The 18,986-nt window shown below is 44.3% G+C and carries 16 protein-coding genes and 1 pseudogene; 11 read left to right on the top strand and 6 right to left on the bottom strand.

Translation table 11 applies throughout. The features are described 5' to 3' along the window. Positions 1–239: 239 nt before the first annotated feature. The 3 genes from ymcF to yaaA all read right to left on the bottom strand — a co-directional run bounded on the left by ymcF (position 240) and on the right by yaaA (position 1,678). On the bottom strand, positions 240–362 hold the full coding sequence (ymcF, locus tag Xhom_RS44465) for a cold shock small protein YmcF (RefSeq protein WP_232326365.1): 123 nt from the start codon (positions 360–362) through the stop codon (positions 240–242). A gap of 6 nt (positions 363–368) precedes the next feature. Next, positions 369–581, bottom strand: a complete 213-nt coding sequence (gene cspE, locus Xhom_RS44470) for a transcription antiterminator/RNA stability regulator CspE (RefSeq protein WP_069314953.1) — start codon at positions 579–581, stop codon at positions 369–371. A 320-nt stretch (positions 582–901) separates the two neighbouring features. Next, positions 902–1,678: a peroxide stress protein YaaA gene (yaaA, locus tag Xhom_RS44475; protein ID WP_069316907.1), complete on the bottom strand. Its 777-nt coding sequence runs from the start codon at positions 1,676–1,678 to the stop codon at positions 902–904. A 287-nt stretch (positions 1,679–1,965) separates the two neighbouring features. Between yaaA and tal the strand changes: the two genes are divergently transcribed. Next, positions 1,966–2,919 (top strand): transaldolase, encoded by a 954-nt coding sequence (gene tal / locus Xhom_RS44480; RefSeq protein ID WP_069316908.1) that lies wholly within the window; start codon positions 1,966–1,968, stop codon positions 2,917–2,919. A gap of 109 nt (positions 2,920–3,028) precedes the next feature. Further along, a complete protein-coding gene (gene mog, locus Xhom_RS44485; RefSeq protein WP_069316909.1) occupies positions 3,029–3,604 on the top strand; it encodes a molybdopterin adenylyltransferase in 576 nt (191 codons plus the stop codon). 154 nt (positions 3,605–3,758) lie between these two features. Here mog and Xhom_RS44490 read toward each other — a convergent pair whose 3' ends face one another. The 3 genes and pseudogenes from Xhom_RS44490 to Xhom_RS44500 all read right to left on the bottom strand — a co-directional run bounded on the left by Xhom_RS44490 (position 3,759) and on the right by Xhom_RS44500 (position 7,600). Then, a complete protein-coding gene (locus tag Xhom_RS44490) occupies positions 3,759–5,162 on the bottom strand; it encodes a glycoside hydrolase family 1 protein (protein ID WP_069316910.1) in 1,404 nt (467 codons plus the stop codon). An 86-nt stretch (positions 5,163–5,248) separates the two neighbouring features. Next, positions 5,249–6,601 (bottom strand): annotated as a pseudogene (locus Xhom_RS44495) (PTS transporter subunit EIIC); the annotation flags it as partial. Between the two features lie 363 nt (positions 6,602–6,964). Continuing rightward, entirely contained in the window at positions 6,965–7,600 is a 636-nt protein-coding gene (locus Xhom_RS44500) for an ArsR/SmtB family transcription factor (RefSeq protein WP_069316912.1), read from the bottom strand. A gap of 184 nt (positions 7,601–7,784) precedes the next feature. On the opposite strand from Xhom_RS44500, the gene Xhom_RS44505 reads away from it, so the two are divergent. The 9 genes from Xhom_RS44505 (at position 7,785) to Xhom_RS44545 (ending at position 18,701) form a co-directional block, all read left to right on the top strand. Next, the gene (locus Xhom_RS44505) at positions 7,785–8,282 is read left to right on the top strand and encodes a DUF2938 domain-containing protein (protein WP_069316913.1); all 498 of its coding nucleotides are present in this window, start codon (positions 7,785–7,787) and stop codon (positions 8,280–8,282) included. 392 nt (positions 8,283–8,674) lie between these two features. Further along, complete coding sequence (locus Xhom_RS44510) at positions 8,675–12,100, top strand: non-ribosomal peptide synthetase (protein ID WP_069316914.1); 3,426 nt, start codon at positions 8,675–8,677, stop codon at positions 12,098–12,100. Further along, complete coding sequence (locus Xhom_RS44515) at positions 12,097–13,770, top strand: GMC family oxidoreductase (protein ID WP_069316915.1); 1,674 nt, start codon at positions 12,097–12,099, stop codon at positions 13,768–13,770. Before Xhom_RS44510 ends, Xhom_RS44515 begins: the two co-directional genes overlap by 4 nt. Further along, positions 13,757–14,485, top strand: coding sequence for a thioesterase II family protein (locus Xhom_RS44520; protein ID WP_069316916.1), 729 nt, complete (start codon positions 13,757–13,759; stop codon positions 14,483–14,485). The genes Xhom_RS44515 and Xhom_RS44520 overlap by 14 nt, the downstream gene beginning before the upstream one ends. A 57-nt stretch (positions 14,486–14,542) precedes the next feature. Next, positions 14,543–15,679 carry an acyl-CoA dehydrogenase family protein gene (locus Xhom_RS44525; RefSeq protein WP_069316917.1) on the top strand — a complete coding sequence of 379 codons (1,137 nt, stop codon included), beginning with the start codon at positions 14,543–14,545 and terminating at the stop codon, positions 15,677–15,679. A 91-nt stretch (positions 15,680–15,770) separates the two neighbouring features. After that, a complete protein-coding gene (locus Xhom_RS44530) occupies positions 15,771–16,640 on the top strand; it encodes a GNAT family N-acetyltransferase (RefSeq protein ID WP_069316918.1) in 870 nt (289 codons plus the stop codon). Between the two features lie 70 nt (positions 16,641–16,710). After that, positions 16,711–17,175: a group II truncated hemoglobin gene (locus Xhom_RS44535; protein WP_069316919.1), complete on the top strand. Its 465-nt coding sequence runs from the start codon at positions 16,711–16,713 to the stop codon at positions 17,173–17,175. Between the two features lie 57 nt (positions 17,176–17,232). After that, a complete protein-coding gene (locus tag Xhom_RS44540) occupies positions 17,233–18,075 on the top strand; it encodes a metallophosphoesterase family protein (protein ID WP_069316920.1) in 843 nt (280 codons plus the stop codon). A gap of 50 nt (positions 18,076–18,125) precedes the next feature. After that, on the top strand, positions 18,126–18,701 hold the full coding sequence (locus tag Xhom_RS44545) for a flavoprotein (RefSeq protein WP_069316921.1): 576 nt from the start codon (positions 18,126–18,128) through the stop codon (positions 18,699–18,701). The last annotated feature ends 285 nt before the right edge of the window (positions 18,702–18,986 follow it).

Raw genomic sequence — 18,986 nt, 5'->3', positions numbered from 1 at the left:
AAAATCTCAAAGAGGTTATGACTCAAGCGTGAATAGTATATTTTGGTTAAAAAATTTTCGGATTTTAACTACTATAGAGCCAAAAGCGGCCTTGTGAACGATATTAAAATGAAGCATCTGTTCAATTGTGCATAACTACACATGTAGCTCTGACCAAAGGAAACAGTAAGTCTTATCTGATTTTCAGGCAATAAAAAACCCCGCATCTGCGAGGTTTAACTATCTGAATGTATTTCTATTTAAACAGGCAACATAACTGATTTACAGAAAATACATTTTGCTCCGTATGGATTACTCTCTGATACATCAAAGAGATACCTCCGATACTGTGAGCCTTTACAGCATGGGCATCTGAAATAGATGTCGCCTTAGAGAGGCACCACATTTGCAGCTGCTGGGCCTTTCATACCATTTTCGATGGTAAATGAAACTTCTTGCCCTTCATCTAAGCTTTTAAAATCATTACCTTGGATTGCAGAATAGTGAACAAACACATCTTTGCTGCCATCTTTTGGAGAGATAAAACCGAAGCCTTTATCGTTATTAAACCATTTTACTAAACCAGTCATTGTATTAGACATATGAATTCCTTTAAATTTTTTGAGTTGCCATAAGGCAGAATAAGGTTTGTTTTTAATTTGTACGTACTTATGGGAACTAATTAGAAGGAATTCGCAATGAAGGATATCGAAGATAACGCTTAATGGTGAACTGCTTTAAACTTGCTTGTCATAAATAGGTCTGTACTTCCAAACCGATGACGCTATTAACTCATACCTTTACTGATATAGCAAACTTTATTTTTCTATTTCGGTTCCCTTCTTAAAGGAACCTCAGATTAAATGAATTAAATACCATTCATCACTCCATCTGTTCGGTGAAGTGATGACCACCGGGGAGATCAGTCCTGCTCAGGGCGCTTAAACACCAGTTCATTCCCTTTGGAGAGGGATTCATCAAACCTATATCCTTCCAGATTAAACTCCGCCAATCGCGCAGGCTCCGTCAGTTGATTCTGAATGATAAAACGGCTCATCAACCCACGAGCTTTCTTGGCATAAAAACTGATCACCTTATATTTGCCATTTTTTTCATCGAGAAAAACAGGCTTAATAATCTGGGCAGACAATTTTTTGGTATTGACCGATTTGAAATACTCATCAGAGGCCAGATTGACCAGTACGTTATCACCTTGCTGTTCCAGCACTGTATTCAGGTTTTCAGTGATACGATCGCCCCAAAACTTATACAGATCTTTACCGCGTGGGTTTTCCAGTTTGATCCCCATTTCCAAACGATACGGTTGCATCAGATCGAGAGGACGCAATACCCCATATAAACCAGACAAAATTCGCAGGTGGCTCTGAGCGAAGTCAAAATCAGCATCAGAAAACGTTTCTGCCTGCATTCCCGTATAGACATCACCTTTAAAGGCAAGGATCGCTTGGCGGGCATTTTCAGACGTAAAATTGATTTGCCACTCCCCAAAACGAGCAGCATTCAGGCCAGCCAATTTATCACTAATACTCATCAAACTACCGATTTGCACCGGGGTTAACGTTCGACAAACATCGATCAATTGCTTAGATTCCGCCAGCAATTCCGGCTGACTAAATGTTTCTGTCGCGAGAGGGCTTTCATAATCGAGCGTTTTTGCAGGTGAGATTGTAATAAGCATGATTTTGTTCCGAGATTCTGGTTCGATGTATTTTCTCAAAAATTGAGGCTTTCTCCACTCTTTCTCCACTTTAGCAAAAATAGACCGAAAAGGCAGAATATCCCCGATAGATTTCGCGTTGTATCGCGGTGATTAATGAATGAAACCCACCAAGAAGTCATTTGAAAAATGAAGGGGATAACAGCGATAGGATTTTCCTACCTTACAGCAAGACGCGACCATGTTATTATCACAGGATGGCGAGGCAACAGTGCCAATATTTTACGTATAACGATGAGATATTAAACATGACCGATAAACTGACTTCCCTGCGTAAACTGACAACAGTAGTAGCAGATACCGGGGATATCGCGGCGATGAAACTGTATCAGCCGCAAGATGCGACCACCAACCCTTCCCTGATTTTGAATGCAGCTCAAATTCCAGAATATCGCCAACTGATTGATGAAGCCGTTGAATGGGCACGTGGTCAGAGCGATTCCCGTGAACAGCAAATTATTGACGCCGGCGATAAATTAGCTGTCAACATTGGTCTGGAAATTCTGAAACTGATCCCTGGCCGTATCTCCACTGAAGTTGATGCTCGCCTGTCTTATGACACCGAAGCGAGTGTAGCGAAAGCAAAACGCTTGATCAAATTGTACAACGAAGCAGGTATCAGCAATGATCGCATTCTGATCAAACTGGCTTCTACCTGGCAGGGTATCTGTGCGGCGGAACAACTGGAAAAAGAAGGTATCAACTGTAACCTGACTCTGCTGTTCTCCTTTGCTCAGGCTCGTGCTTGTGCCGAAGCGGGTGTTTACCTGATTTCACCATTCGTTGGCCGTATCCTTGACTGGTACAAAGCCAACGGTGACCAGAAAGAATTCGCACCACATGAAGATCCGGGCGTGATTTCTGTTTCTGAAATTTACCAGTACTACAAAGAGCATGGCTATAACACCGTCGTGATGGGTGCAAGCTTCCGTAACTCTGGCGAAATTCTGGGACTGGCTGGCTGTGACCGTTTGACTATCTCTCCAGCGCTGCTGAAAGAGCTGTCTGAAACTAAAGGCGAAGTTGAACGTAAACTGGGCTATGAAGGCGAAATCAAAGCGCGCCCTGCTCGCTTGACCGAAGCTGAATTCTACTGGGAACACCATCAAGATCCGATGGCGACTGAAAAACTAGCGGAAGGTATCCGCAAATTTGCAGTAGACCAAGGCAAACTTGAGAGTATGATCGCTGATCTGCTGTAATTTCAGGCAATGAGCTATTTTTTCTTGCACAAAGGCGACATAATACGGTCGCCTTTTTTATCTTTCACCTTTCAAATAGCCTCTTTCTTGGCTGCTAATTGAGGTTTATATGAATGTATTGCGTATTGGCCTTCTATCGGTTTCTGATCGTGCCTCAAACGGTGTCTATCAGGATAAGGGCCTCCCTGCATTGGAAACATGGCTGGAGAAAGCGATTACCACACCTTTTGACATAGAAACTCGCCTGATCCCCGATGAACAAATCCTGATAGAACAAACGTTGTGTGAATTAGTCGATGAACTAGGCTGCCATTTGGTACTGACAACAGGAGGAACCGGGCCTGCTCGTCGCGATGTGACTCCTGATGCAACATTGGCGATTGCCGACCGTGAAATGCCCGGATTTGGTGAACAAATGCGCCAAATCAGCCTGCAATTTGTGCCGACAGCAATCTTATCCCGTCAGGTGGGCGTGATCCGAAATCAAGCCTTGATTCTCAACCTACCAGGCCAACCGAAAGCCATCGCAGAAACGCTGGAAGGGCTAAAAGATGACAGTGGCAAAGTGCTAGTAGCAGGTATTTTTGCCAGTGTTCCTTATTGCATCCAATTGTTGGATGGCCCATATGTAGAAACAAATGAAACCGTTGTGGCAACGTTCAGGCCTAAAAGTGCCCGTCGTTAATGAGGGTAATAAATAACATCCCCTAATAATGACCATTTGTAATTAATCATCATATGAAAACCAGAGATCCTGACAGGATATCAGGATCCCTTTGAGGGCCTATAAGAGCGAGACATCAACTCATTAAGCCATCATAAAATGATCATCACACTTTTTATTTCTCGCTCAGGCTCTGTCCATTGCTTTCAATCACCTGCTTATACCAATAAAAACTCTTCTTACGACGTCGTTCCAGTGAACCTGTTCCCTGTTCATTTTGGTCAACATAGATATAACCGTAACGCTTGGAGATTTCAGCTTTTGAGGCACTGACAAGATCAATCGGTCCCCAACTGGTATATCCCATCACGTTGACACCATCTTCAATTGCTTCACGCACTTGTACAAGGTGGTCGTTGAGATAATGGATACGGTAATCATCTTGAATACTGCCATCAGTTTCGACGGTATCTTTCGCTCCCAGCCCATTTTCAACAATGAACAGTGGCTTCTGATAACGATCCCATAATAAATTGAGTAATGTGCGTAAACCAACAGGGTCAATTTGCCAGCCCCATTCTGAACTAGCTAAGTAAGGGTTAGGGATCATGTTCAGGATATTACCCCTTTGTTTCTGATACTCCGTTTCATCTCCGGTTGTACAGCCGCTCATGTAATAACTGAATGAGATAAAATCGACGGTGTTTTGCAGTTCTTGTCGATCTTGTTCTGTGATAGTGACATCAATCCCATGTTCGCGGAAATAACGCAGCATATAACCGGGATAAGCACCACGACACTGTACATCACCAAAAAACAGCCATTTCTGATTTTGCTGGAGAGTCACCAGCACATCTTCCGGTTTACACGTCAATGGATACATCAAACCACCGAGCAACATATTACCAATCTGAGCATCAGGAATGATCTCACGACATAATTTCACCACTCGGGCGCTGGCAACCAATTGATGGTGAATCGCTTGATAAATTTCCGATTGAGTGCTGTTTCTGGAAAGCCCGACTCCCGTCAATGGTTCATGCAGAGACATATTGATTTCATTAAATGTCAGCCACAATTTCACTTTCTTTTGGTAACGAGTGAAAATCGTGCGCGCATACCGCTCAAAAAAATCGATTATCTTGCGGTTTCCCCAGCCACCGTATTGGTTAACCAATGCCCACGGCATCTCATAGTGAGATAAAGTAATCAATGGTTTAATACCGTATTTAGCCATTTCATCGAATAGCTTGTCATAAAATGCCAGCCCTGCTTCATTAGGCTGAGCATCATCGCCATGCGGGAAAATTCGGCTCCATGCAATGGATGTACGCAAACATTTAAAACCCATTTCTGCAAACAATGCGATATCTTCGGGATAACGATGATAGAAATCGATGGCGGTATCTTTAAGGTACTGCATAGCATTTGACGCATCACGCTCAATAATAGAACCAAAAATGCCTTGCGGCTGAACATCGGAGGTAGAAAGGCCTTTTCCATCAGTTAAATAGGCCCCTTCCACCTGATTGGCAGCAACTGCGCCTCCCCAAAGAAAATGCGTTGGGAACTGTTTCATTCGGATCTCCTCTTATGAACACTTAGCAAATAATAATGGATACAGCGAAGTAATGTGCCCAGTTACTGGCGAGAGAGCTTCTCCTTGGGTAGGCCAAATAACCAAGTCAAAACCATGGCAATAGTAAAAGCCAGAGCTGTACCCATAATTGCTCCCCACACCGTATTATTGATTCCTGTTGGTGGGATAATCTGGGTGAAGGTAAAAATACTAACCAGCCCCATTGAGTAGACAGCGCTTTGATAATAACCAATCACAGCACTACCGATTGCTCCAGCGATACAGCCAAAAATAAAAGGACGTCGATAAGGCAAAGTCACACCATAAACCGCGGGTTCTGTAATACCAAAAATACCTGAGGTAACCGCAGAGCCAGACAACATTTTCAATTTGACATCATGTGTTCGAAGAAATACCCCCAACGCAGCCCCTGTTTGTCCCATCACTGGCGCGAGTAGCAAAGGCACCAACGTATCATGACCAAGAACCGTTAAATTATTGATCATCACAGGAACTAATCCCCAATGCAGACCAAAAATGACACAAACCTGCCAGATAGCTCCCATGACTGCACCAGCCAGCGCGGGTGCAAATCCATAGATCGCTTGGTAACCCTGTGCCAATAACTGACTTAACCAAGTTGCGGCCGGCCCAATAACCAAAAATACCAGAGGAACGATAAGCATCAGGCAAACCAAGGGAGTGACAAACATTTTGATGGCGGAGGGAAGATAGGTATCTAATTTTTTCTCAATCTTGCAACTGACCCAAGAAGCAAAAATAATCGGTATCACCGAAGAGCTGTAATTCAGGAACACGAGGGGCATTCCCATAAAATATTCTGCCGTACCGCCTGCTGCGGATGCCTGAAAAGCCGAGATAATCAGGGGGTGAACCAGTGCCCCGCCGATCCCCATGCTGATAAAGGGATTACCCCCGAATTTTTTACCCGCCGTATAGCCGAGTAATAGAGGGAAAAAGTAAAATAGAGAGTCACTGGCGGCATACCAGATATGATAAGTCCCACTGTCAGACGACATCCAGTTAAATACAACAGCAACCGAAAGTAATCCTTTCAAAATACCAGATGCGGCCATAACGCCGAGAAAGGGGGTGAAAATGCCGGAAATAATATCAATAAAACGATTAAAGAGACTTTCTTGTCGGTTGTCTGAGTTCCCCGTTTCATCGGGCGGAGAAAATACCTGCTGAATAGCTTGATATACTTCTCTGACATCATTGCCAATCACAACCTGAAACTGTCCACCACTCTTGATAACTGTAATGATATTCGGATGGGCTTTCAGATTATCAATATTGGCAAGCGTACAATTTTTCAGTTTAAAACGTAGCCGAGTTGCGCAGTGGACGAGGCTGACGATATTCTCTTTACCGCCAACTTCCACAATGATTTCTTGAGCCAGTGTCTGGTATTTCATGCCATTTCTCTCATTTTCATCATTTTCATCATTGCTGATGGAGCAAAAGCCATAAGGTTTCTTTCGATGAAAAAAAACCTGACCTCTAGCATAATGAACTAGTTGATCAGGTTTTGTCTGCCTAAGAAGTAACAATCTACTTTATAATTTTAGTGGCTTCCAGAGATACCTCAAACTGAGGGTGATAGAAGTGTGATAGTGATCGCTCCTGCCTTGTGATTATTACCAAATATACCTGTCGTCTTTCAAATTTCAGCTTTGTTGGCTACGTTCACTCACCCCAGTCACATAGCTAGCTATGCTTCTGGGGATTCGTTCCCAAGACATAAGCACCGCATTTTGAAATCCATTGGAATAATCACTTTATTCCTCAATACGCATTCCCGCCTCTTTCCAACCTGAGAAACCTTTTTTAAACCGACGAGCCTGAATACCTTTAGCACGCAGTAATGCAAGGGCATTAGCAGAAAGTACGCAATAAGGGCCACGGCAATAAGCAATAAGATCCTGATAGGCAGCCAATTCATCTAGCCTGCTTTCCAGTTCATCGACCGGAATATTAATGGCATTGGGCAAATGACCTTGTTCAAACTCATCTTTTGGCCTGACATCAAGCAAGGTCATACTTTTGTCTTTGAGCCTGTCCAGCAGCTCTTCCCATGAAATGGCCTCCTGATTGTTCGTATCGTCGATCAGCCTACGCATTTCTGTACGGTTAAATTTGGCATATTTCTGAAGTACAGATATAACTTCCATAACAGGGCCTTCACCCCGACGATAAAGCACATTCTTGCCTGACTTGCGGGATTGAAGTAACCCTGCTCGCTTGAGATGCTGGAGGTGTTGAGAAGTATTAGCGATAGAGAGGCCAGACAGTTCCGACAGGCACTCCACGGATTGCTCGGCATCCGCTAAACATTCAAGCAATGTCAACCGGTGAGCATTTCCCAGCACCTTAGCAATTTCCGCGATCTCGACAAGAATTTGTTTATCAAACATTGATAGCCAGTTTCCAATATTATTACATTCAATAAATTTATTGACTATGATAGTATCAGAGTTTTTTAGGCATTTCGAGTGCCACCAGCTAAGAGTCTCCCCCAGAAGGCTCTAAGTAACTAACGGGAATTAACCGTTGTAGATAGACAAATGTAGATAGGCAAAATTCGGAGGATAGCAACAAATGAATGAAGGATTGGAGTTTATTGTTCGTTCTGTATTGATTGGTGCTGGAGCCACGGTTGTTATGGATATTTGGGCGGTTTTCATTAAACGCTGTTTCGGCATCCCCTCATTGAACTATAGCATGGTAGGGCGCTGGATTGGGCATATTCCAAAAGGGAAACTTATCCATACAAGCATTCTACAGGCTACCCCCGTAAAAGGTGAAAGCGGAATTGGCTGGTTTGCCCACTATTTAATTGGCATCATTTTCGCGGGACTGCTGTTATCAATTATGGGGCCTGATTGGGCAGAAAATCCCACTTTTCTACCCGCCTTAGTGATAGGTATCGTGACATTAGTGGCACCTTATTTCATTATGCAACCCGGCATGGGAATGGGCATTGCTGCCTCCAAAACCCCGGCACCGACCACAGCTAGATTAAGAAGCCTGATGGCACATACCTCTTACGGTGTTGGGCTGTATTTAACCGCGCTATTATTAACATTATTTCCTTAATTTTATTCTCAAATAACCGTCGATAAATTTACGTTATTTATCGACGGAGAATACCCACCGTTATATTTTTCATTCCTTATTAAAAACAAATCATGAATAAAAACACCATCAATAAAATACTTTTTATTAAATTCCTTATTAATTAATGCGTAATAAAAATTATATAATAATTATTATTAATTCAATATCGTTATTAGGTATAACCATTAGTTATAAAAGTGTTTATATTGTGTAAAAAAATGACAGCAAATAAAACTCAATGTCCAACCAATCAATCTAGATATATATTTTCGGTGATGTGTTATTTCTAATATAAAAAATAATCACAAACAACCAAATACAATATCACATAGAAAAACCGCAACTTCTCAGTCAAAGGTAGGAGATAATGTATGCAACATTTTCTCAAGGCATTGCAAGAATCTGGATTACATTTTTCTGTTTCTCCTGAACGATATGAACTAGAAAATAAAAATACAGAAATGGTACTTTCTCAACTGACACAACAGATTCATGGAATGCTTAGGAATGTATTACCATTGGATGCTCCCATCCCAATAACTCCCCAAACAGAGATCCCAGAGGCAGAAGATTTTCCATTAACGGATATTCAATATGCTTATTTGATCGGGCGTAATCCCGGATTGGAATTGGGGGGGCTAACCAGTTGCCTGTATACCGAGTGGGATATTAATGCATTAAATCTCAAAGTATTAAATGACGCATTGAACAAGCTCATTGAATATCACCCAATGTTACGGGCTAGTTTGTCTTTGGACGGACAGCAACGGATTTTATCCGCGCCATTGAACTACACCATTTCTATTCAAGATGGCAGAACATGGTCAACATCAGAAAAAGAGATAAAACTGGCAACACTTCGTCAGGAAATGGAAACTCAATTATTGCCCGTTGATAAAACACCGACATTCGATATACGGGCAACAATAATTAATGATGATATTACCCGCCTGCATATTTATTTCGACTTGATGTTTGTCGATCTTCATAGTGTCCATTTGATATTACGAGACTGGTGGCTGATTTATCAAGGTCATGAGTTGCCGATGTTACCTGCCAACATAGGTCTTCATACTCATGGCTTTCGCACTTATATCAAATCGGAGCGTTATCTACAGGGACAGCCTCAGGGACTGCGTGATAAGGCCTATTGGGAACAACAGCTAGATACTTTACCGCAATCACCAGAGCTACCATTGAAAAATGTTCCTGAGCTGATTTCTCCCCCGGTGTCCAAACGTTACAGCCGAAAAATCGCTGCCGAGACATTACTGGCTCTCAGGCAAAAAGCGGAATCACGCAAGTTAACACTGGAAACGGTGCTTCTCGGCATGTATGCAGAAGTCCTTCGTCAATGGTCGAAACGCCAAAATTTTACACTGACGATCACTCAATTTGGGCGACGTCCCTATTTTGATGGCATCGAAAATGTCGTCGGCAATTTCCTGCATCCTATGTTATTGGGCATACGGGGAACCGGGAATGAAAGCCTCAATGATCGTTTAACACAGATCCAGACTGATTTGATGATGAATCGCTGGCATTGCTCCTACAATGGTGTGCAGGTTCTGAGAGAGCTGACCCGCCGGGGTCATGGCAACCTAAGTAATGGCAACCGAGCCGCCGCCGCTCCCGTCGTATTTAGCAATACCCTGACGGCCAATTTGGATGATGTAGTGACAGATATTGGTTGGACTGAAGCGACCCAAATTTATAGCAGCAATCAGACCCCACAAGTATGGTTAGAGAATCAGATTGTTCGTGTTGATGATCTTGTCCAAATTAACTGGAATACAGTCAGTGAGCTATTCCCTGACGGTATGGTGGAAGCCATGTTGGATGCGTATCTGGCGCTGATAACAACGTGTGCGGAAAATGATTTCGTATGGGATAAAAACGCATCATTGGTGAAGTTGCCCGCTTCAGACCTGATGGAGCGAGCAGCAGCCAATGCCACGGATACCGAATTTGATCTCAAACTGCTGCATGAAATGGTTTTACAGGCCGCAGAAAAATTCCCCAATACCATTGCGCTTGTTCAGGGCGAAAAACAGATTACCTATGCAGAGATGGTCAGCAGAGCCTGTGCAATAGCACAGCAACTACGAACCTCCGTCCTAATTCATCCCAATGATATTGTCGCTGTATCTCTGCCACAAAGCCCGGAATTGGTGATCGGATTATTGGGCATTCTTATGTCAGGTGCTGCCTATGTGGCAATCGACCCTCTACTCCCAGTCGAACGTCGAATGAGTTTGCTTAATCGCTGTTCAGCCAAAGGGATCGTCACTGCCAGCACAGTTTTTAAACACGATGAGTTAGCAAATTTTTTCCGGATCAATTTGGATGAATGTCCTAAACACATCGATTCTCTACATTGGGCTTCCATGATGTCAGTACAGGGATTGGATGATCTGGCATATATCATCTTTACTTCCGGTTCAACAGGAGAGCCAAAAGGTGTCATGGCTTCCCACCGCAATGCAGCAAATACCGTGCTAGATATTAATCACAAATTCCATGTAACGGAAAAAGACACGGTATTGTCTGTCGCACCTGCCGGATTTGATTTGTCTGTTTATGACTATTTCGGGTTATTGGGTGTAGGAGGAAAAATCGTCTTTTCAATGCCTGAAACCGCCAATGACCCAAAAGTCTGGCTGGAACTGCTTATTAAACACCAAATTACTATCTGGGACAGTGTGCCAGCCCCGGTTAAGGTGCTGGTAGACAGAAATGGCTCCGCGCTCTCTGAGACAAAATTAAGGTTAATTCTCATGAGTGGCGACTGGATACCCGTCGATCTGCCAGAACGTATTCGGGAGAATTTGCCCCATGTTGCGATCATTAGTCTTGGCGGAGCCACCGAAGGTTCTATCTGGTCGATACACTATCCCATCCAAGAAATAGATAAAAACTGGAAGAGCATTCCTTATGGCAAGCCATTAGCAAACCAAACCTTCCACGTTCTGAACAATTGGCTGCTCCCCTGCCCCAAATGGGTGACAGGAGAACTCTATATTGGTGGAGATGGTGTGACTCAAGGTTATTTAGGTGATGCCGAAAAAACTGCCCTGCGTTTTATGACTCACCCCATCACTGGTGAACGATTGTATCGAACAGGCGATCTGGGACGCTATATTGCAGGCGGCTTGATAGAAATTCTGGGACGTGAAGATAATCAGGTCAAAATCAATGGATATCGCATCGAATTAGGCGAAATTGAAGCCTGTCTCCTGAATCACGACAATGCCAGTCACGTCGTTATTGATGCGCCTATTCATGCCAAAACCGGGCAACGGCATATCGTCTCTTATATTGTTCCGGGTACTGCTGAAACCTTGGACGATCCTCTTCATTTTCAGGAACAACTGAGGGAGACTGCCCGAAAAACCCTGCCTTCTTATATGGTGCCCAGTTATTACGTTTTGCTACCCCATATGCCGTTAACCAGTAACGGGAAGATTGACCGCAAGGCACTGCCACTCCCTTGGCCTGATACAGAAGAACATACCGATGCCGTCGTTGCACCTGCTAATGATATTGAAGCGAAAATCCTGCAACTCTGGCAAGTACAACTTCAGCATGATGATTTTGATGTTACTGATGGCTTTTTCGATATTGGCGGTGACTCACTGCATGCTGTTGGCTTACTCAGCGCATTGCGACAAGAATTTAAGATTACGCCAATTGGCGAACAAGACATCATCGAAGGGCTATTCATGAATTCCAATATTCAGTCCTTTTCCCGAATTATCGAGACACTTCTGCAATCCCAAGCGGTGAACAACCTATGAGTAAGAGATACGATTATATCGTGGTAGGCGGGGGTTCGGCGGGATGCGTGGCTGCATCACGCCTATCGCAGAATGGCATGAAATCGATATTGCTCATCGAAGCTGGCCCCGCATCCGATGTCCACAACCCCGTTAGCCCGCTCAGGGACGCATCAAGACTCGTACTGGAAGGATATAACTGGGATTATGAGGCCAATGTGCGCAGTGAAGACAGCTTCGCCGACCTCATTCATTCTCCCGCTCACCCGCAAAATAATGCGCAGCCGTCTCGTAAGCATAAAGGGCGCAAACCTTTCAATTATCGGGTAGGCAAAGTGTTAGGCGGTTCCTCCGCAGTCAATGGTGCCATTGCTTTGAGGGGGTTTCCGAGCGATTTCGATAAATGGGCCAGCATGGGTTGCCCCAAATGGTCTTGGGAACAGGTTTTACCGTGGTTTAAGCATCTGGAGAGTGATGTCGATCGTGTCAATGATGATAGCCACGGTTCACAAGGGCCAATGTGCCTGCGCAGACCACCGGATGGCGAGATTCATCCTCTCGATATGGCTTTTGCCCATGCCTGCGAACAACTTGGCGTTCCTTATGTTGATGATCTTAATGTCGGCGAACATCCCGCTGTAGGGCCTGTGCCTGCTAATGTCATCAATGGTGCGGAAAGAGTGGATGTTTACCGTTCATACCTAGAGTCAGTTTTAAATAGGAAAAACCTGCACATTATCACTGATGCATTGGTCGCACAGATCTTCTTTAACGGCACAGTAGCCTCTGGCGTCAAAGTCATTCAGGCAGGAAAAGAGTCGGTTTATCAGGCAAAACAAATTGTTCTCTGCGCTGGTGCGATCGGTTCGGCTGCATTGTTACAGCGTTCCGGTGTCGGTGATCCCGAGCATCTAAACGCATTAGGCATTCCCATTGTTGCTGAAGTCCCCGCAGTGGGCAGAAATTTAACCGATCATGCTTCAGTCGTGCTATGGGCACTCCCCAAAGCAGGAGTCTGCACAACCGGCCTGCCTTGGCGACAAATTGCTGCCCGCATCAGCAGCGGCTATGACGAAAAAGTCGATGTACAAATTGGCTTGCTGAACAATGTTGCCAGTGACACCGTGCCGGGATTTAAAGATCGTGTTGCTTATCCAATGTTAGTTGGGGCTTCCGTGATGTTAATGCGCCCACAAGCACAAGGGCGGGTTTTTATCAGCGCCGCTGACCCGACAATACTGCCTCACATTGACCTGCCATTAACCCGTAGCTCAGCGGATATCGCTCGTCTTATAGGTGGTGTACGCAAGGTCTGGGAGGTTTTGCGCCATCCAGAAGTGGCAGGCTTCCTTGACGGTATTCAATTTTGGTCTCACTCCATGATTTATAACGACGAAATCATGAACAGTGCAATCACGAACCTTGTCAATCCGGGTTGGCATGCTTCTGGAACGCTCAGAATGGGCCACGTTAGTGATCCTGACAGTGCCACACAAGAAGATGGACAAGTGCACGGAATCACAGGTGTGACCGTCGCTGATGCTTCCCTGTTTCCCACCATTCCCTCCATGCCAACCAATCTGACAACTATTATGACCGCCGAACGCATAGTCAGTTTTCTGATGGAAAGAGAAACTTTTTTGATGGAGAGAGAAACCACCGGCGAACGGAGGGCAAATGGACACGAGTAACAAACGGGTTATTTATGCCTTTCCACATGCGGGAGCAACAACGGCGATTTATCGTCCTTGGTTGAATGACCTGACAACAACCAAGGCTGCAATTCTACAGCCTGTCGCGATCCCCGGACGCGGTTATCTGGCAAAACAGCCCGAAATCCACGATCTGGATTTACTGGTTAATCGGCTGGCATCTGATATCTGGACAGATTTCCAGCAGAAACACACTCAGGGGATCACGGAACTGGTCACCTTCGGCCACAGTTTTGGCGGCGTACTGAGTATTGCGGTAGGACAGATGTTAGTGAAAAAATATGGCATTTCTCCTCTATTTGGCGTGGTGTCCAGTTCTGTTCCCCCCCATCTTCAACAGGAAGATGAGCGGCATACATGGACAGACGAACAATTAATTCAGAAAACCAAAGAAGATCAAGGAACGCCGGAAGCAATTTTGAACGAACCTGCACTGATAAAACCGATCATCAGGCAATTGCGCAGTGATTACCTGATACGCAGCCAATTTCCCCAGCTTGACGATATACAAGTGGATTACCCGCTGATGCTGGTTTCAGCCACTCAAGATAGGTATGTCAGTTTAGCAGCGATGAAAGCGTGGAAAAATTACACGTCTCGCGATATTTCGCTCATCCGTATTGAAGGGGATCACTTCGCTGTATACCGACATTGGGAAGCCATCAAACCAATATTGCTAAGTAAAACAATATAACTGTGCAAAACAATATTGCTGAGTAAAAAAATAGCTGACAACGAATATGGGGTGAATATGCGTATTGAGATTGATAACTTCGATAATTACCGGAAATCTTGCCATGCATTTATTGAGCGTGAAATCGTAGCTGATCATAAAATATGGGAAGAAAATGGGCTGGTTGAACGCACTTTTTGGGAAAAATTGGGCCAGTCAGGATTATTAGGCATGGGTGTTAGCCCCGAATTTGGCGGACTGGATCAACACGATTATCGATTCGCGGTGATCCTGATCGAAGAACTCATCAAAGCAGGCGTGACCGTACCGGGGATCGTTGCTCACAATGATGTTGTCGCCAGCTACATTTTTGCTCTCTGTAATACGGAACAGAAAAAAAGGTGGCTGCCGGAGTTATGTAGCGGAAAACAAGTCGTAGCCATTGCGGTGACAGAGCCTAGTGGCGGCTCCAATACAGCAGACATCAAAACTATTGCCAAGCGGCAGGGCGATTACTATCTGGTCAATGGTGGTAAAACTTACATCACTAATGGCATCCATGCCGATTTGATCGTTGTGGCGGTCAAAACGGAAGAAGGGCAGCAGGGTCAAGGCATCAGCCTACTGGTGATAGAGCGGGACATGCCCGGATTCACCAGAGGAGAGCCGTTGAAGAAAATTGGCTGGAATGGCAGCGATACGGCTGAACTCTTTTTTCATGACTGCAAAGTTCCCATTACCAACCTGATTGGCCGTGAAAACCTCGGTAACTATTACTTCATGTCGGCAATGCCCCGTGAACGCCTGAGCATCTCAGCGGTGGCGGTTGCCAGTGCAGAACATATTTTGCAGAGCACGCTGGAATATGTGAAAGAACGAAAAGCTTTCAACCAACCCATTGGCTCTTTTCAATATAACCGCTTTATCCTCGCTCAATTAGATACCGAAATAAAAATAGCCAGAGTCTATCTCGATAATGCTGTTGCGCTCTTTAACCAAGGTCTCTTCAGTTTGGTAGATGCCGCCCGTATTAAATGGTGGACAACCGAGTTGCAAATGAAAGTGGCAGATCGTTGCCTGCAATTGCACGGAGGAATGGGTTATATGCGTGATTCCATTGCTGGCAAAAATTGGCTGAATAGCCGTGCCCAAACTATTTACGGCGGAACCAGCGAAGTGCTGCAAGAAATCATCAGTAAATCAATGGGACTTTAGTTTGTAACTCTAGGTCATTAGATCGTGCGACGGATACAGAGATCTGAACCTCTACATTAACTACAGAATGTGTTGGAAGGATATATCGGCCATGAAAGAGAGAAACAGTAAAAAATGTACTATCCGATCGGTTAATTACACTCAATGGAGTGACATCATCCTTAATTGGTCTAGCGCCGAGAATTGGGATATGGGAGAAGGTGATACTGACTCTTTCTTTAATGTTGATCCCAATTGTTTTTTCATTACCTATCGTGGTGAACAACCCATATCCTCCATATCAATGGCACGTTATTCAGATACCTATGCACATGGTGGCAACTTCATTGTAAAACCTGAGTTTCGTAATCATATTTGTGCCGGAAGAATATGGAAGACCACGATGATTTTTGCAGACCAACGGACTATTGGCTGTGATGGTAACTGGGATATATCACATTTATATGAAAAAAGAGGATTCGTTCCCTACTACCGCAATCTGAGATTGTCAGGTGCCGTCACACAGAAAATGCCCCTCCCATTAGGGGCTTTGCCAATTACCCCTGCCAATATTGCTGAAGTGATCCAATATGACGCTGAATGTACCGGTATTCATCGTGGGGCACTGCTAACAGACTGGTTTTTCGGCAAAAACCGATATGGTTTTTATACCGTCTCCCAAAACAGAGTTACCGGCATGATTGGGATACGTAAATCTGAAAATGGTTACCGGATAGGCCCTTTCCACGCCGATAACGCAGAGGCTGTTGAAACTCTTACCTTCACAGCCTTGGCACAAGTACCCACAGGGGAACAAGTGTCAGCCGATATTCCTGAAACCACCAACAATGACTTTCTTCTGCTGGCTCATGAGATTGGATTACGAGAACTCTTTTTTACCTTCAGAATGTACAAAGGTAACAACATACCAAAAGGACGGCTGGATAAAGTCAAGGCTATCGCGTCCTTGGAGTTAGGGTAATAGGTATTCAAAAAAACAAGCACAACCTGAGTATCAATATCATTAATGTATTCCTACTGAGAGGTATTGTATGACGAATAAAACGCCGACTTTATTTGAATGGATGGGTGGTCGTGAGGCTCTGATGAAACTCATGACCGTCTTTTATGACAAAGTTGAAAAAGATGAACTCCTCGCTCCCCTGTTCAAAAACATGAAATCCGACCACCCCGCCCATGTAGCCATGTGGTTGGAAGAAGTACTTGGTGGAGAAGAACGCTATACCAATGAGCGGGGTGGCTTCAAAGTTATGCTGAGTCGTCACAGAGGCAGAAGTATACAACCAGAGCAGAGAAAAAGATGGGTTGAATTACTGATGCTAGCGGCTGATGAGATCGGCTTACCGTCTGATCCGGAGTTTCGTGCAGCATTCTCAGGTTATATCGAATGGGGTTCCCGCAGAGCTGAGGCCAATTCTCAGCCTGATGCAACCCCCTCACGCCGCGAAACGGTGCCTAAATGGGATTGGGGAGCAGCCCCTCCGGGAACGCCATAATTCCGCACTAAATTTATTGATATATAAATTTATTTCTCGGTAATTAGAGGTGAAATCATGCTGTTGGCTGTCAGTGACCTACATGTATCCCATGCAGCAAATCGGGCGATAGTCGAATCATTCAAACCATCAACCCCCGATGATTGGCTTCTGCTGGCTGGCGATATTGCAGAACAGGAGTCAGATTTTACATGGGTCATAAGTACACTTTCCCAACGATTTGCTCAGATCATCTGGACACCGGGTAATCATGAACTCTGGTGCACACCAAGAGATCAATTAAAATTGCCCGGCGTGCCGCGTTATGAACATCTGGTCAATATCTGCCAACAGCATAACGTCCTCACCCCTGAAGATAAATTCGGTCGTTACCACATGGGAAATGGCGCAGCCGTTACCATTGCGCCTATTTTCACGTTATACGACTATTCATTCAGGGGTATTTCTGACTATACGGCGGATCAGGCCATAGAACGCGCCCGTCGTTGCGGAATCATAAGTTCTGACGAGTTTTTTCTGAAAACCTATCCCCATAAAAATATTATCGATTGGTGTCGGGAACGTATCCAATATACCGAAAAGCGCTTGAACGAAATCCCGGACGGCGAAGATATCGTTCTTATGAGCCATTTCCCCATTATCCGAAAACCACTCGAATCTCTACGTAATACCGAATTTTCCATTTGGTGTGGCAGTGAAAAAACTCATCGGTGGGCATCAAGAAAAGGCGTCCGTATGGTGGTATACGGCCACCTGCATATCCCCAATGTCGAATATATTGAAGATGTCGTCCATGTTGAAGTGTCTTTGGGATACCCACGAGAATGGCAGGAACATGGCAGGCATTCTTACTTGTTGGAGCTGGATAAGCTACTGGAACATGCCAATGAATATCGATAACACGCCATATTAATAATAATTATATTAATGATAATAAAGGCAATTTACCCATGAAAAATGATGAAATCATCCAACCAATAAAACCACGCATTTTAATTGGAACTACCGGATCCGTAGATATCACTCTTCTTCCCAGATATCTTTCAGCTATTAAAGCAACGATTGACTGTACATTAACTGTATTGATGACTAACAGTGCCACCACCTTTCTACCCGCTGCAACGATGGCGCTCTATGCCGATCGAATCATCAGTGGCGAAAACCCGCAAGATTGGCCAACAGATAAACCTTCACGCATTGTCGCCGATCACGACCTCATGGCCATTTTGCCTGCAACAGCAAACACTCTTGCAGCAGTTGCTCATGGCAGCGCCCCCAACCGTTTAACCACTGTCATTCTGGCTTCTACATTCCCTGTGTTGTTTTTTCCTGTCATGGGAAGCGTGATGTGGGAGAAAAATGCAACGCATCGTAATATCAATCAATTACGGGATGATGGCTATCATGTTATTGAACCCATGTGGCATGAGAATTTTGATGCATCATTGAAACGGATGGTTGGGCATCCATCATTACCGGATATTGAAACGGTTATTTCCTTACTGAGGCAGCATCTGCCAGAGTAACCTCTAAAATAAAAGGGATATATGTGGAAGAGCATTCAGCCTTTTTGACTCAGTAAAGCGGTTAATTAGCTGATAAGCGGCGTACTCTTCCCTTCTTCAATTTCAGCTTTTCCATCTTTCAATTTTCTGTTTTATTGACTACTAATTGAAATTTATTCAATACCTAAAGCATTAAATTTTCCTTTTTGACCACCTTTAAATTGCATATCATCACATTTGTTTAATTAAACAAATTGCAGAATAAACGTCTTTTAATATAGCATAAGTTTTATTTTAATCTGATTA

The organism is Xenorhabdus hominickii, from assembly GCF_002632725.1.
Lineage (GTDB): Bacteria > Pseudomonadota > Gammaproteobacteria > Enterobacterales > Enterobacteriaceae > Xenorhabdus > Xenorhabdus hominickii.
Note: the sequence above shows the minus strand (reverse complement) of the source record. Positions and strands in the feature narration are given on the sequence as shown.

Excerpts from the sequence above, each read along its gene's own strand:
- Xhom_RS44535 (WP_069316919.1), top strand. The coding sequence starts at position 16,711 with ATGACGAATAAAACGCCGACTTTATTTGAATGGATGGGTGGTCGTGAG.
- tal (WP_069316908.1), top strand. The coding sequence starts at position 1,966 with ATGACCGATAAACTGACTTCCCTGCGTAAACTGACAACAGTAGTAGCA.
- Xhom_RS44490 (WP_069316910.1), bottom strand. The coding sequence starts at position 5,162 with ATGAAACAGTTCCCAACGCATTTTCTTTGGGGAGGCGCAGTTGCTGCC.
- yaaA (WP_069316907.1), bottom strand. The coding sequence starts at position 1,678 with ATGCTTATTACAATCTCACCTGCAAAAACGCTCGATTATGAAAGCCCT.
- Xhom_RS44525 (WP_069316917.1), top strand. The coding sequence starts at position 14,543 with ATGCGTATTGAGATTGATAACTTCGATAATTACCGGAAATCTTGCCAT.
- Xhom_RS44540 (WP_069316920.1), top strand. The coding sequence starts at position 17,233 with ATGCTGTTGGCTGTCAGTGACCTACATGTATCCCATGCAGCAAATCGG.
- Xhom_RS44510 (WP_069316914.1), top strand. The coding sequence starts at position 8,675 with ATGCAACATTTTCTCAAGGCATTGCAAGAATCTGGATTACATTTTTCT.
- Xhom_RS44505 (WP_069316913.1), top strand. The coding sequence starts at position 7,785 with ATGAATGAAGGATTGGAGTTTATTGTTCGTTCTGTATTGATTGGTGCT.
- cspE (WP_069314953.1), bottom strand. The coding sequence starts at position 581 with ATGTCTAATACAATGACTGGTTTAGTAAAATGGTTTAATAACGATAAA.
- Xhom_RS44545 (WP_069316921.1), top strand. The coding sequence starts at position 18,126 with ATGAAAAATGATGAAATCATCCAACCAATAAAACCACGCATTTTAATT.
- Xhom_RS44520 (WP_069316916.1), top strand. The coding sequence starts at position 13,757 with ATGGACACGAGTAACAAACGGGTTATTTATGCCTTTCCACATGCGGGA.
- Xhom_RS44515 (WP_069316915.1), top strand. The coding sequence starts at position 12,097 with ATGAGTAAGAGATACGATTATATCGTGGTAGGCGGGGGTTCGGCGGGA.
- Xhom_RS44530 (WP_069316918.1), top strand. The coding sequence starts at position 15,771 with ATGAAAGAGAGAAACAGTAAAAAATGTACTATCCGATCGGTTAATTAC.
- Xhom_RS44500 (WP_069316912.1), bottom strand. The coding sequence starts at position 7,600 with ATGTTTGATAAACAAATTCTTGTCGAGATCGCGGAAATTGCTAAGGTG.
- mog (WP_069316909.1), top strand. The coding sequence starts at position 3,029 with ATGAATGTATTGCGTATTGGCCTTCTATCGGTTTCTGATCGTGCCTCA.